15 protein-coding genes, 1 tRNA gene and 1 riboswitch are annotated in these 12,221 nt (G+C 69.1%); of the genes, 4 read left to right on the forward strand and 12 right to left on the reverse strand.

Annotated features, from left to right (window positions below; genetic code table 11):
- Positions 1–12: 12 nt before the first annotated feature.
- Positions 13–96 (forward strand) — tRNA-Leu (locus tag ACZ5U5_RS10405).
- A gap of 66 nt (positions 97–162) precedes the next feature.
- Here the strand turns inward: ACZ5U5_RS10405 and rdgB are convergent.
- The 4 genes from rdgB to ACZ5U5_RS10425 all read right to left on the reverse strand — a co-directional run bounded on the left by rdgB (position 163) and on the right by ACZ5U5_RS10425 (position 2,521).
- Positions 163–768, reverse strand: coding sequence for an RdgB/HAM1 family non-canonical purine NTP pyrophosphatase (gene rdgB, locus ACZ5U5_RS10410; RefSeq protein WP_469018958.1), 606 nt, complete (start codon positions 766–768; stop codon positions 163–165).
- Positions 769–805: 37 nt separating this feature from the next.
- Positions 806–1,201 (reverse strand): hypothetical protein, encoded by a 396-nt coding sequence (locus tag ACZ5U5_RS10415; protein ID WP_469018960.1) that lies wholly within the window; start codon positions 1,199–1,201, stop codon positions 806–808.
- A 133-nt stretch (positions 1,202–1,334) separates the two neighbouring features.
- Positions 1,335–2,111, reverse strand: coding sequence for a ribonuclease PH (gene rph / locus ACZ5U5_RS10420; protein WP_469018963.1), 777 nt, complete (start codon positions 2,109–2,111; stop codon positions 1,335–1,337).
- Positions 2,112–2,218: 107 nt separating this feature from the next.
- Positions 2,219–2,521: a PTS sugar transporter subunit IIB gene (locus ACZ5U5_RS10425; protein ID WP_469018965.1), complete on the reverse strand. Its 303-nt coding sequence runs from the start codon at positions 2,519–2,521 to the stop codon at positions 2,219–2,221.
- A gap of 178 nt (positions 2,522–2,699) precedes the next feature.
- On the opposite strand from ACZ5U5_RS10425, the gene ACZ5U5_RS10430 reads away from it, so the two are divergent.
- Positions 2,700–4,013, forward strand: coding sequence for a PTS transporter subunit EIIC (locus ACZ5U5_RS10430; protein ID WP_469018967.1), 1,314 nt, complete (start codon positions 2,700–2,702; stop codon positions 4,011–4,013).
- A gap of 265 nt (positions 4,014–4,278) precedes the next feature.
- A complete protein-coding gene (locus ACZ5U5_RS10435) occupies positions 4,279–5,544 on the forward strand; it encodes a PTS transporter subunit EIIC (RefSeq protein ID WP_451204089.1) in 1,266 nt (421 codons plus the stop codon).
- Positions 5,545–5,612: 68 nt separating this feature from the next.
- Here ACZ5U5_RS10435 and ACZ5U5_RS10440 read toward each other — a convergent pair whose 3' ends face one another.
- Positions 5,613–6,365: an MBL fold metallo-hydrolase gene (locus ACZ5U5_RS10440; protein ID WP_469018970.1), complete on the reverse strand. Its 753-nt coding sequence runs from the start codon at positions 6,363–6,365 to the stop codon at positions 5,613–5,615.
- Between the two features lie 224 nt (positions 6,366–6,589).
- Here ACZ5U5_RS10440 and ACZ5U5_RS10445 point away from each other — a divergent pair, with 224 nt between their 5' ends.
- The gene (locus tag ACZ5U5_RS10445) at positions 6,590–7,051 is read left to right on the forward strand and encodes a type II toxin-antitoxin system PemK/MazF family toxin (RefSeq protein ID WP_469018973.1); all 462 of its coding nucleotides are present in this window, start codon (positions 6,590–6,592) and stop codon (positions 7,049–7,051) included.
- An 85-nt stretch (positions 7,052–7,136) separates the two neighbouring features.
- Here ACZ5U5_RS10445 and ACZ5U5_RS10450 read toward each other — a convergent pair whose 3' ends face one another.
- From ACZ5U5_RS10450 to ACZ5U5_RS10480, 7 genes are all read right to left on the reverse strand, one after another.
- Positions 7,137–8,090 carry a PLP-dependent cysteine synthase family protein gene (locus ACZ5U5_RS10450; RefSeq protein ID WP_469018976.1) on the reverse strand — a complete coding sequence of 318 codons (954 nt, stop codon included), beginning with the start codon at positions 8,088–8,090 and terminating at the stop codon, positions 7,137–7,139.
- A 6-nt stretch (positions 8,091–8,096) separates the two neighbouring features.
- Entirely contained in the window at positions 8,097–8,375 is a 279-nt protein-coding gene (locus ACZ5U5_RS10455; protein ID WP_363211437.1) for a MoaD/ThiS family protein, read from the reverse strand.
- Positions 8,376–8,520: 145 nt separating this feature from the next.
- Positions 8,521–8,622: a putative leader peptide gene (locus tag ACZ5U5_RS10460; RefSeq protein WP_336605789.1), complete on the reverse strand. Its 102-nt coding sequence runs from the start codon at positions 8,620–8,622 to the stop codon at positions 8,521–8,523.
- A 69-nt stretch (positions 8,623–8,691) separates the two neighbouring features.
- Complete coding sequence (locus tag ACZ5U5_RS10465; RefSeq protein ID WP_469018979.1) at positions 8,692–9,474, reverse strand: ABC transporter ATP-binding protein; 783 nt, start codon at positions 9,472–9,474, stop codon at positions 8,692–8,694.
- Positions 9,471–10,490, reverse strand: coding sequence for a FecCD family ABC transporter permease (locus ACZ5U5_RS10470; protein ID WP_469019410.1), 1,020 nt, complete (start codon positions 10,488–10,490; stop codon positions 9,471–9,473). The genes ACZ5U5_RS10465 and ACZ5U5_RS10470 overlap by 4 nt, the downstream gene beginning before the upstream one ends.
- 89 nt (positions 10,491–10,579) lie before the next feature.
- Positions 10,580–11,539 carry an ABC transporter substrate-binding protein gene (locus tag ACZ5U5_RS10475; RefSeq protein WP_469018982.1) on the reverse strand — a complete coding sequence of 320 codons (960 nt, stop codon included), beginning with the start codon at positions 11,537–11,539 and terminating at the stop codon, positions 10,580–10,582.
- 44 nt (positions 11,540–11,583) lie between these two features.
- A riboswitch (cobalamin riboswitch) is annotated at positions 11,584–11,701 on the reverse strand.
- A gap of 2 nt (positions 11,702–11,703) precedes the next feature.
- Positions 11,704–12,126, reverse strand: coding sequence for a M67 family metallopeptidase (locus ACZ5U5_RS10480; RefSeq protein WP_361836495.1), 423 nt, complete (start codon positions 12,124–12,126; stop codon positions 11,704–11,706).
- Positions 12,127–12,221: the final 95 nt, after the last annotated feature.

Below are 12,221 nucleotides of genomic sequence, written 5' to 3' on the forward strand. Positions count from 1 at the left end.
ATGACTGGCCATGCGGCCGTGGCGGAATCGGCTTACGCGCAACACTTAGGATGTTGTGGGAGAAATCCCTTGAGGGTTCGAGTCCCTCCGGCCGCACGCCTTCGTTTCCAAGGCCCGCCTCGCGTACCCCGCGAGGCGGGCCTTCGGTGTACGTGCGGGGGCTCAGGCCAGTAGTTCCCGGACCACCGGTACCAGTGCTCGGAACGCCTTCCCCCGGTGGCTGATCGCGTTTTTCTCCGCTGCGGAGAGTTCCGCGCAAGTGCGCGACTCCCCCTCCGGCTGGAGGATCGGGTCGTAGCCGAAGCCGCCCGTGCCGGATGGGGTGTGGCGGAGGGTGCCGCGGAGTTGGCCCTCCACCACCCGCTCCGTGCCGTCCGGCAGGGCGAGGGCTGCCGCGCAGGCGAAGTGGGCTCCGCGGTGGGTGTCCGCGTCGATGTCGCCCAACTGGGCAAGCAACAGAGCCAGGTTCGCGGCGTCGTCGCCGTGCTTGCCTGCCCAGCGGGCGGAGAAGATGCCGGGGGCTCCGCCGAGGACGTCGACGCAGAGGCCGGAGTCGTCGGCGACGGCGGGGAGGCCGGTGGCCTTGGCGAGGGCGTGGGCCTTGAGGAGGGCGTTCTCGGCGAAGGTGACGCCGGTTTCCCTGACGTCGGGGATCTCGGGGTAGGCGTCCGCGCCGACGAGCTCATGGGTGAGGCCTGCGTCGGCGAGGATCGCCTTGAGTTCCGTGATCTTGCCGGCGTTGCGGGTGGCGAGGATGAGGCGGGTCATGGCGTCCAGTATCGACCAGCGTCCCGGCCCCCGGACGTCACGGGGTGCAGACCTTGGTCAGCTCGCTCGTCGCGTCCACGATCGGCTTGAGGTCGGGTGTCGCGTCGCCGTTGTTGACGGAGTCGCGGACGTTGCCGACGGCCTTGTCGAGGTCGTCGACGGCCTTGTTCACGTCGGTGTTGTCGGTCTTGTCACCGATCTCGTCGATGTTCTTGTCGATCTTGTCGAGTGCTTCGTCGGCCTGCGTGGGGTCGTCCCCGGCCTTTTCGAGGGCCTGCTGCAGGTCGGTGACGCTGTCGGCGATGGCGTCGGCGGTCTGGACGCAGTCGAGGGCCTTGTTGACGGCGTCGCAGCCGACGAGGCCGATGCCCGCCGGTACGGCGATCAGAATTGCGGTGATGGCGGTGGCTGTACGGCGGTGACGCGCGGCCATGCTTGAGTCCCTCCCCGGGTGCTGTCACGGGCGCACGGCTTTGCCCGTGCGCCCGTATCCGTAAGAACGCTTGTGGAGGGCTTGATGGTTGCTTGCCGCGCCGTCCGGTTGGCGGCCTCGCCGGGGGGCTGTCCTACTTGGTTGCTTCGAGTGCTTCGCGCTGGAACGCGGCGAGGTCCTCGCAGCCGCCGACGGCGAGGTCGAGGAGTGCGTTGAGTTCCTTGCGGTCGAAGGGCTCGGCCTCGGCGGTGCCCTGGACCTCGACAAAGCGGTCGTCGCCGGTGCAGACGACGTTCATGTCGGTGTCGGCCTTGACGTCTTCCTCGTAGCGGAGGTCGAGGAGGGGTACGCCGCCGACGATGCCGACGGAGACGGCGGAGACGGTGTCGGTGAGGGGCTTGCGGCCGGCCTTGATGAGCTTCTTGCCCTGGGCCCAGGCGACGGCGTCGGCGAGGGCGACGTAGGCGCCGGTGATGGCGGCGGTGCGGGTGCCGCCGTCGGCCTGGAGGACGTCGCAGTCGAGGACGATGGTGTTCTCGCCGAGTGCCTTGTAGTCGATGACGGCGCGCAGTGAGCGTCCGATGAGGCGGCTGATTTCGTGGGTGCGGCCGCCGATCTTGCCGCGTACGGATTCGCGGTCGCCGCGGGTGTTGGTGGAGCGGGGGAGCATGGAGTATTCGGCGGTGACCCAGCCTTCGCCGCTGCCCTTGCGCCAGCGGGGGACGCCTTCGGTGACGGAGGCGGTGCAGAAGACCTTGGTGTCGCCGAAGGAGATGAGGACGGAGCCTTCGGCGTGCTTGCTCCAGCCGCGTTCGATGGTGATCGGGCGGAGCTGTTGGGGGGTGCGGCCGTCGATTCGGGGCGCGGTGAGTGGCGTGGTGAGCGGCGTGGAGAGAGGCGTGGAGGACATGCGGTCGAGCCTATCGGCACATGGCTGAGGGCCCTGACCGGTTGTCGGCAGGGCCCTCGGCGCGGTGAATCCAGCTGGTTCAGCTGAGTTCAGTTGAGTTCAGCTGTTCACATCATGTCTTCGATGTCGGCGGCGATGGGGTCGGCGTCGGTGCCGATGACGACCTGGATCGCGGTGCCCATCTTGACGACGCCGTGGGCGCCGGCGGCCTTCAGCGCGGCGTCGTCGACCAGGCCCGGGTCCTTGACCTCGGTGCGGAGGCGGGTGATGCAGCCCTCGACCTCTTCGATGTTGTCGATGCCGCCGAGCCCGGCGACGATCTTCTCAGCCTTGCTGGCCATGGTGTTCTCCCTGTTCTTAAAGGACGCGGCCTCACCACACCGTAGGTCCGCTTCGTCACGGTAACGCACGGTTGGAGCATCTTCGCGGGCGGCTACGGCACTCGTACCCAATGATGGCGATCAAGGTGCCTTCCCCCACGGCGATCCTCATGCCACTCCTGCCGGGACGGCACCGCACTCGTTCCGCAACTGGTCTACACCAGTTTTCAACGCCCGCCAAACCTGGCTTGTTCCGGAGGGGACGCCGATGAGTACCGACGCCGCAGCGGTGCCGCAGAAGAAGTGGTGGAACGGCCTGTTCCAGGGCCTGCAGAAGATGGGCCGCAGCCTCCAGCTCCCCATCGCCGTACTCCCCGCCGCCGGCATCCTCAACCGCCTCGGGCAGCCGGACGTCTTCGGCGCGGACGGCCTCGGCTGGGACAACGTCGCGAAGGTCTTCGCGGCGGCGGGCGGTTCCCTCCTGGATTCCACGCTCGGTCTGCCCCTGCTGTTCTGCATCGGTGTCGCGATCGGCATGGCCAAGAAGTCGGACGGTTCCACGGCGCTCGCCGCGGTGGTGGGTTTCCTCGTGTACTACGCGGTGCTTCGTGCCTTCCCCGACGACTGTCCGGCGGACACCACGTTCGGGGCGGCGGGCATGTGGAGCGGGGTCTGCATCGCGGAGGACGGGACGCCCGCGCAGGCGGCGTACCAGAATCCGGGGGTGTTCGGCGGCATCGTGATGGGTCTGCTCGCCGCGTGGTTCTGGCAGCGCTATCACCGCGTGAAGCTGGTCGACTGGCTGGGCTTCTTCAACGGCCGCCGTCTGGTGCCGATCATCATGGCGTTCGTCGGTCTGGTCTTCGCCGGGCTGTGCGTGTGGGTCTGGCCGCCCGTCGGTGACGCGCTGACGAGCTTCTCCAAGTGGCTCGTGGACCTGGGGTGGCTGGGCTCCGGGATCTTCGGCGTGGCCAACCGTGCGCTGCTCACGATCGGTCTGCACCAGTTCCTGAACACGTTCGTCTGGTTCCAGTTCGGTGACTACGAGAAGCCCGACGGCACGATGGTCCACGGTGACATCAACCGGTTCCTTGCGGGTGATCCGACGGCGGGGCAGTTCACGTCGGGCTTCTTCCCGATCATGATGTTCGCGCTGCCCGCGGCGGCCCTGGCGATCACCCATGCGGCCCGGCCGGAGCGGCGCAAGGTGGTCGGCGGTCTGATGCTGTCGGTCGGTCTGACGTCGTTCGTCACCGGCATCACCGAGCCGATCGAGTACTCGTTCCTCTTCATCGCGCCCGCGCTGTACGCGATCCACGCGGTGCTCACCGGCGTCTCGATGGCGGTGACGTGGGCGCTGGGGGTCAAGGACGGCTTCAGCTTCTCGGCGGGTCTCATCGACTACGTCATCAACTGGAGTCTGGCGACCAAACCCTGGCTGATCATTCCCATCGGGCTCGTCTTCGCCGTCGTGTACTACGTCCTGTTCAGCTTCGTGATCCGCAAGTTCGACCTGCATACGCCGGGTCGTGAGCCGGAGGAGGAAGCGGAAGCGCAGGACGCGGAGCAGACGAAGGCTTAGCCGCTGGCTGGGCCGTCGCGCCGGCCCGTTCCCGCGTCTCACCGGAAGGCCCCAGGACCCGTTGGTCCTGGGGTCTTTGAGTGTTGATTTCGCGTTATGGCGGACCCCACAAAACTCGTGGGTTCCTTACGTCACCTTCACCGTGCTACAACAGGTCTACACCACTAATGGTGTAGACCACGCGGCCGTCCGCCGCGACCCCCGGAGACGCCGCCGTCACCCACTTCCCTGTCCCCAGGCGGCGCCTTGCCCACTGGAGGAAGTTGTGTCCACGGCCAGTGCCGCCCCCGCGGCCGACAAGAAGAAGGGCTCCGGCGCGATGGCTGTCATGCAGCGCATCGGCCGCAGCCTCATGCTGCCGGTCGCCGTGCTGCCCGCAGGCGCCCTGCTCGTCCGACTCGGCAACCCCGACATGCTCGGACGCCCGTCGTTCCCGGACTTCATCACGAAGATCGCCGGCTTCATGGCCGCGGGTGGCAACGCCATTCTCGACAACATGGCGCTGCTGTTCGCCGTCGGCATCGCGATCGGCTTCGCCAAGAAGTCGGACGGCTCGACGGCCCTGGCCGCCGTCACCGGCTACCTGGTCTTCAAGAACGTGCTCGCCACGTTCACCGACCCGAACCTCGACAAGATCGCCAAGGTCGTCGACGGCAAGATAGTCATGACCGAGGCCCCGGTGGACGCCAAGGTCCTCGGCGGTGTCGTGATGGGCATCGTCGTCGCCCTGCTCTACCAGAAGTTCTACCGGACCAAGCTGCCCGACTGGGCGGGCTTCTTCGGTGGCCGCCGTCTGGTCCCGATCCTCTCGGCCTTCGCGGGTCTGGTCCTTGGCATCGTCTTCGGTTACATCTGGCCGATCCTCGGCACGGGCCTGCACAACTTCGGTGAGTGGCTCGTCGGTTCCGGTGCCGTGGGCGCGGGCATCTTCGGTGTCGCCAACCGTGCTCTGATCCCGGTCGGCATGCACCACCTCCTGAACTCGTTCCCGTGGTTCCAGGCCGGTTCGTACGAGGGCAAGAGCGGCGACATCAACCGCTTCCTCGCGGGTGACCCGACCGCCGGACAGTTCATGACCGGCTTCTTCCCGATCATGATGTTCGCGCTTCCCGCGGCCTGCCTCGCGATCGTGCACTGCGCCCGTCCCGAGCGCCGCAAGGTCGTCGGCGGCATGATGTTCTCGCTCGCGCTCACCGCCTTCGTGACCGGTGTGACCGAGCCGATCGAGTTCACGTTCATGTTCATCGCCCCGGTCCTGTACGCGATCCACGCGGTGCTCACCGGTGTCTCCATGGCGCTGACCTGGGCGCTCGGCATGAAGGACGGCTTCGGCTTCTCGGCGGGAGCGGTCGACTTCTTCCTCAACCTCGGCATCGCGAGCAACCCGTGGGGCCTGGCCCTGGTGGGCCTCTGCTTCGCGGCGGTGTACTACGTGGTCTTCCGCTTCGCGATCACCAAGTGGAACCTCCCGACGCCGGGCCGCGAGTCCGACGAGGAGCTCGCCGAGATCCTCAAGGCCGAGGCGAAGTAGCCTCCCGCCCCATTGCATGACGAAGCCCCGCACCATCACGACCAACGGTGCGGGGCTTCGTCATGTCCCTAGATCTCGTACGTCCGGCCGGGCGCGGCGAGTTCGGTGGGGCCGTCGTACACCGAGCGCGCGTCCGCCAGGTTCACCTGCGGGTCCGTCCACGGCGGGATGTGGGTGAGGACCAGGCGCCCGGCGCCCGCGCGCCGGGCGGACTCGCCCGCCTCGCGGCCGTTGAGGTGCAGGTCGGGGATGTTCTCCTTGCCGTGCGTGAAGGCCGCCTCGCAGAGGAACAGGTCGGTGTCGGCGGCCAGTTCGTCGAGCGCGCCGCACGCCCCGGTGTCTCCCGAGTAGGTGAGGGACCTGCCGCCGTGCTCGACGCGGATGCCGTACGCCTCGACGGGGTGGTGGACCTTCTCCGTGCGGACCGAGAACGGGCCGATGTCGAAGGAGGCCGGCTTGACGGTGTGGAAGTCGAAGACCTCGCTCATCGAGGATGCCGAGGGGGTGTCGGCGTACGCGGTGGTCAGGCGCTGTTCCGTGCCCTCGGGTCCGTAGACCGGGATGGGGGCGCAGCGGCCGCCTTCGTGCCGGTAGTAGCGCGCCACGAAGTAGGCGCACATGTCGATGCAGTGGTCGGCGTGCAGGTGGCTGAGGAAGATCGCGTCCAGGTCGTACAGACCGACGTGGCGCTGCAGCTCGCCGAGGGCGCCATTGCCCATGTCGAGCAGCAGCCGGAAGCCGTCGGCCTCTACGAGGTAGCTCGAACAGGCCGAGTCCGCGGACGGAAACGACCCCGAGCAGCCGACGACGGTGAGCTTCATGGAGCGGAAACCTCCGGGGGCGAAACGGGGGTTGTGCGGGGGCCTTGCGGGGGCTCGCGAAGGGTCTGCGACAGGCTCTTCGCGGAGTTCTGCGGTTCGTCGAGCGTAAGGCGCAAAAGGTCCGGTCGCTCCTCCGTCGTGGGCCGTTGTGGGAGAACTCACCTGCGCTGTCACCGGTTCGGGGGGGCGCGCGGGGCGGGGAGCGCCCCGGTACGGTCTGCGGTATGGATACGTCGTGGTGGCTCGCTCTGGCCGCTGTGGTGGTGCTGGCTGCGGTCGCCGCGGTGGTGGACGGCCGGGGTCGCAGCGACCGCGGACCGCGCGGCCGGACCACCCGGCCGCCGGGCCGTCCGCGCGGCCCGCGGCGGCGGCTGCCCGCGCCGAGACCGGCGGAGATCTGGTGGGCGCGGGTGCCGTACGAGGACGGCCCGGGGGCGAAGGACCGGCCGTGTCTGGTGCTTTCGGTGCGGGGTGAGAGCGCGGTCGTCGCGAAGATCACCAGCAGGTACCACGACGAGCGGGCCGGGGTGATTCCGCTGCCGCCCGGGTCGGTGGGGGACGCGCGGGGCCGCCCGAGCTTCCTGGAGACGGACGAGCTGCGGGACGTGCCGGTGTGGGAGTTCCGCAGGCGGGCGGGGACCGTGGATCCGGCGTTGTGGGATCAGATCAGGTATTTGGCGGGCTGAGCGGCGGAGAATCCGGGCTGAACAGCGAAAACGCCGGTCGGGCTGGAGGTGTCCAGTCCGGCCGGCGTTGTCTTTGCGGCTGCCTCTAAGCCCACAGCTGTCCCTGCACCGTTTCGATGGCCTCCTCGGTCGTCGCCGCGGTGTAGACGCCGGTCGAGAGGTATTTCCAGCCACCGTCGGCCACCACGAAAGCGATGTCGGCGGACTCCCCCGCGGCCAGGGCCTTCTTGCCGACGCCGATCGCCGCGTGCAGCGCGGCGCCGGTGGAGACGCCCGCGAAGATGCCCTCCTCCTTGAGGAGCTCACGGGTGCGTGTCACCGCGTCGGCCGAGCCGACCGAGAAGCGGGTGGTCAGGACCGACGCGTCGTACAGCTCGGGGACGAAGCCCTCGTCGAGGTTGCGCAGGCCGTACACGAGGTCGTCGTAGCGGGGCTCCGCGGCGACGATTTTGATGTCCGGCTTCTGCTCGCGCAGGAAGCGGCCCACGCCCATGAGCGTGCCCGTCGTGCCGAGGCCCGCCACGAAGTGGGTGATGGAGGGCAGGTCGGTGAGGATCTCGGGGCCGGTCGTCGCGTAGTGGGCGCCCGCGTTGTCCGGGTTGCCGTACTGGTAGAGCATGACCCAGTCCGGGTGCTCGGCGGAGAGCTCCTTGGCGACGCGTACCGCCGTGTTGGAGCCTCCGGCCGCCGGGGACGAGATGATCTCCGCGCCCCACATGGCGAGGAGGTCGCGCCGCTCCTGCGAGGTGTTCTCCGGCATGACGCACACGATGCGGTAGCCCTTGAGCTTGGCCGCCATCGCGAGCGAGATGCCCGTGTTGCCGGACGTCGGCTCCAGGATCGTGCAGCCGGGCGTCAACCGCCCGTCCTTCTCCGCCTGTTCGACCATGTGCAGCGCCGGGCGGTCCTTGATGGAGCCGGTGGGGTTACGGTCCTCCAGCTTCGCCCAGATGCGGACGTCGTCGGACGGGGAGAGCCGCGGCAGGCGGACGAGGGGCGTGTTGCCCACGGCCGCCAGCGGGGAGTCGTAGCGAGGCATCCGCGATCAGACCATGCCGCCGGCCACGGCCGGGAGGATCGTGACGTTGTCGCCGTCCGTGAGCTTGGTGGAGATGCCGTCCAGGAAGCGGACGTCCTCGTCGTTCAGGTACACGTTCACGAAGCGGCGCAGCTTGTCGCCGTCCACGATGCGCTCGGCGATGCCCGCGTGCCGCGAGTCGAGGTCGCTGAAGAGCTCGGCGAGGTTGTCGCCGCTGCCCTCGACGGCCTTGGCGCCGTCGGTGTAGGTGCGGAGGATGGTCGGGATGCGGACCTCGATGGCCATGGCTTGGGCTCCTGTCGGGAGAAGTCACGTGGGTGGGCGCGCGGCGGCCCGGTCGTGCGGGTGCGTACGTGCGGGTGCATGTATGCGGGTGCGTAGGCGTTACGCGGGGATGGCGCCGCGGCTCACGGCCGTACGGCGGCGGCTGTCAGCGCGAACAGATCGCGCTGGAGAGCCTGCACAAATCGACGTGCAGACGCGCAACGAGCAGCATGCCCGGCATCTTGTCGCTCACGTCGTGGGGAACCATGCGGTCATCGTATCGATTCCCGGTCCGGGTTCTGGAATGTGATCTCACATCGTGGATGGTTTGCGTCCATCACGTGGATGGGGGGAGGTACGTGACCGTCGGCGCCCCGGTCGCGGGGTGCACCGAGACCTCTGCCGTGACCCCGTACACCTCGGTGAGGAGCTCGCTGGTCAGGACTTCTTTGGGCGGTCCCGACGCGACGAGAGTGCCGGCGTCGAGGACGTACAGGCGGTCGCAGTAGTAGGCCGCCAGATTGAGGTCGTGCAGGGCCAGCAGATTCGTCGTGCCGAGGTCGCGGACCAGGGCGAGGATCTCCAGCTGGTAGCGGATGTCCAGGTGATTGGTCGGCTCGTCGAGGACGAGGACCGCGGGCTCCTGCACCAGCGCCCTGGCCACCAGGGCGCGCTGGCGTTCGCCGCCGGAGAGCCCGGCGAAGGTGCGGTGCGCGAGGTCCGCGGCGCCGACCCGCTCCAGCGCCTCGCCTACCAGGACGTCGTCCCGCGCGGTGTCGGCCTCCCAGAAGCGTTTGTGCGGGGAGCGGCCCATGGCGACGATCTGCCGGACGGTGAGCTCGAAGCCGGTGTGCCCGTCCTGCGGGACGGTGGCGATGCGGCGGGCGCGGTCCTTGGCCGAGCGGCCCGCCAGGTCGTCGCCGTCCAGGAGCACGCGGCCGCCGGTGGGCGCGAGGGTGCCGTAGACGCAGCGCAGGAGGGTGGTCTTGCCGCTGCCGTTGGGGCCCACGAGCCCGATGGTCTCGCCCTGGCCGGCGTGCAGGGTGACGTCGTCGACGAGGGTCTTCTCCCCTGTGCGGTACGTGAGGGACTCGGTGCGGAGAACCGCCGGGTGGCTCATGCCGTCGCCTCCGTACGGTTCTTGCGCAGCATCCACAGGAAGAACGGGCCGCCCGTCAGCGCGGTGAGGACGCCGACCGGGATGTCCTGCGGCGCCGCGACCGTGCGCGCGGCGAGGTCGGCGGCCACCAGGAACACCGCGCCCATCAGGGCCACCACCGGCAGGAGCGTCCGGTGGGCGGCGCCGACCAGCATCCGGGCCGCGTGCGGCACCATCAGGCCGACGAAGCCGATGGCCCCGCTGTACGCGACGAGTACGCCGGTCAGGAGCGAGGCGAGGACGAAGACGGCGGCGCGGAAGCGGGCCGTGTCGAGGCCGAGGACGGTGGCGCCTTCCTCGCCGACCAGGAGGAGGTCCAGGGGGCGGGCGAGGGCGACGAGCAGTGCCGTGCCCGCGATCAGGGCTGCGGCGGGCAGGGCGAGCATGTCCCAGCGGGCGCTGCCGAGGCCGCCGAGGGTCCAGTACAGGACTTCCTTGAGGTGGTCGGTGCTGTCGGCGGTGATCAGGATCAGGCTGGTCAGGGCGGAGAGGATGTACGAGACGGCCACTCCGGCCAGGATCAGGCGGCCGGTGGCGAAGCCTCCGCCGCCTGACCTTGCCAGGGTGTAGACGACGATCAGCGAGAGCAGCGCTCCGGCGAAGGCCGCGGCGGGGATCGTGACGGTGGTGGCGAGGCCCGCGCCTATGCCGAAGACGCTGCCGAGGACGATGACGGCCACGGCTCCCGCGGAGGCGCCGGAGGAGACTCCGAGGAGGAACGGGTCGGCCAGGGGGTTCCTCACCAGGGCCTGGAGGACGGTGCCGATGACTGCCAGGCCTGCGCCTACGGCTGCGCCGAGCAGGACCCTGGGGAGTCTTACGTCCAGCACGATCGTGCGGAACGGGGAGGGGTCCGCGCCGCCCGTCAGGATCTCCAGGACGTCGGCCGTGGGGATGCGGACGGAGCCGAGTGCCAGGCCGGCCATGACCACCGCGGCGAGAGCGAGAAGGAGCCCGGCGACGACGGCGCCGTACATCACCGGCTCCGCCGAGTTCGTCCTCAAACGCCGGACGGGCTGAAAGCGGCTCCGCGCGGGCTGGACAGACCGGCCGTCAGGCTGGAACCTCACAGCTGATCCGCCAGCTTCCCCACCGCCGCCGGGGCCCGTACCCCCGCCACCGTGTCCGACAGGGGCAGTACCGCGAAGCGCTTGTGCTTGATGGCGGGGACGTCCTTCAGGACCGGGTCGTCGAGGAGGCGCTTCTTCTTCTGGGCGACCGTCGTGCCGCCGTAGTCGAGGATCACGATCACCTCGGGCTTGCGGTCGACCACCGACTCCCAGGACGCGTCGCCGAAGGACTTGTCCAGGTCGGCGAAGACGTTGCGGCCGCCCGCCCGCGCGATGATGTCGTTGCCGATGCCCCGGCCGCCCGCGGTGAAGGCGGACTTGTCGCCGCTGTCGTAGACGAAGACGGGGACGGGCTTCCCGGACTTCGACTCCTTTGCTGTGGCGGCCAGTTCGCGCTTGGCCGCGGTCACCCACTTCTCCGCCCTCGTCCGCACCCCGAACGTGCTGCCGACCTCGCGGACCTCCCTGTAGACGTCGTCCATCGACACGGCTCGCTTCGCGCAGCCCTCGACGTTCAGGCGGCTCTCGATGCCGGACTTGGCGAGGGCGCCGCGGCTGCGGCCCTCGCCCGCCTGGAAGGCGCTCGCGTAGCCGCCGTAGACGAAGTCGGGGTTCGCGGCCAGGAGCTTCTCGTAGGAGGGGTACTCCTTGGCGAGGACCGGGGTGTCCGCGTACGCCTTCGCGTACTTCGGCAGGACCTTGTCGTCCAGGTACGCCGTGCCCGCGATGCGGTCCTTCAGGCCCAGCTCCAGCATCACCTCGGTGACGTGCTGGTTCATCGTCACGGCACGCTTCGGGGGTGCTTCGTACGTCGTCTTCACGCCGCAGTTCGTGACCGTGTACGGGAAGCCGGGGGCCTTGGACTCCGGCTTCGCGTCGGTGCCGTCGGAGGACGAGCACGCGGCGAGCGGGAGCAGCAGGGCCGCGGTCATGAGCACGCGTATGGGGCGGGGCATGGCTGAACGCCTCCTCCAGGGGATTTCCGCGTCCCCTGCGTCGTGGGAGAAGAAGGCGGCAGGTCAGTTCCTGACTGCCCCGCCCGCGAGGGGTGGGGTCACAGTGGCGGGACCGTGCCGGACTCGCACCGGCTTCCTGGGTCCTGCCGCCTCAAAGGTGAAGCTCAGTATGCCTGGACGACCTTCACCTCTTCTTCGGTGACCTCGCCGTCCACGATCCGGTAGGAGCGGAACTGGAATTCGCCCGCGTCGTCGGTGTCGGCCGTGGAGACCAGGACGTAGTGGGCGCCCGGCTCGTTGGCGTACGTGATGTCGGTGCGCGAGGGGTAGGCCTCGGTCGCCGTGTGCGAGTGGTAGACGATCACCGGCTCCTCGTCGCGGTCGTCCATCTCGCGGTAGAGCTTGAGGAGGTCGCCCGAGTCGAACTCGTAGAACGTGGGCGAGCGTGCCGCGTTCAGCATCGGGATGAAGCGCTCGGGGCGGCCGGTTCCCTCCGGGCCCGCGACCACACCGCAGGCCTCGTCGGGGTGGTCCTGGCGCGCGTGCGCGACGATCTGGTCGTGGAGGGCCTGGGTCAGGGTCAGCATGGCAGCCAGGATAAGCAGAAGGGCCGGTCCGTACCGAAGAGTGGTACGGACCGGCCCACATGCTGGGATCAGGCAGGTGAAACGAGGTGCGTCAG

Source organism: Streptomyces sp. NPDC033177 (assembly GCF_055577715.1).

Coding starts and splice junctions, on each gene's coding strand:
- rdgB (WP_469018958.1), bottom strand. CDS start 768: ATGACCCGCCTCATCCTCGCCACCCGCAACGCCGGCAAGATCACGGAA.
- ACZ5U5_RS10415 (WP_469018960.1), bottom strand. CDS start 1,201: ATGGCCGCGCGTCACCGCCGTACAGCCACCGCCATCACCGCAATTCTG.
- rph (WP_469018963.1), bottom strand. CDS start 2,111: ATGTCCTCCACGCCTCTCTCCACGCCGCTCACCACGCCACTCACCGCG.
- ACZ5U5_RS10430 (WP_469018967.1), top strand. CDS start 2,700: ATGAGTACCGACGCCGCAGCGGTGCCGCAGAAGAAGTGGTGGAACGGC.
- ACZ5U5_RS10440 (WP_469018970.1), bottom strand. CDS start 6,365: ATGAAGCTCACCGTCGTCGGCTGCTCGGGGTCGTTTCCGTCCGCGGAC.
- ACZ5U5_RS10445 (WP_469018973.1), top strand. CDS start 6,590: ATGGATACGTCGTGGTGGCTCGCTCTGGCCGCTGTGGTGGTGCTGGCT.
- ACZ5U5_RS10450 (WP_469018976.1), bottom strand. CDS start 8,090: ATGCCTCGCTACGACTCCCCGCTGGCGGCCGTGGGCAACACGCCCCTC.
- ACZ5U5_RS10455 (WP_363211437.1), bottom strand. CDS start 8,375: ATGGCCATCGAGGTCCGCATCCCGACCATCCTCCGCACCTACACCGAC.
- ACZ5U5_RS10460 (WP_336605789.1), bottom strand. CDS start 8,622: ATGGTTCCCCACGACGTGAGCGACAAGATGCCGGGCATGCTGCTCGTT.
- ACZ5U5_RS10465 (WP_469018979.1), bottom strand. CDS start 9,474: ATGAGCCACCCGGCGGTTCTCCGCACCGAGTCCCTCACGTACCGCACA.
- ACZ5U5_RS10470 (WP_469019410.1), bottom strand. CDS start 10,490: ATGTACGGCGCCGTCGTCGCCGGGCTCCTTCTCGCTCTCGCCGCGGTG.
- ACZ5U5_RS10475 (WP_469018982.1), bottom strand. CDS start 11,539: ATGCCCCGCCCCATACGCGTGCTCATGACCGCGGCCCTGCTGCTCCCG.
- ACZ5U5_RS10480 (WP_361836495.1), bottom strand. CDS start 12,126: ATGCTGACCCTGACCCAGGCCCTCCACGACCAGATCGTCGCGCACGCG.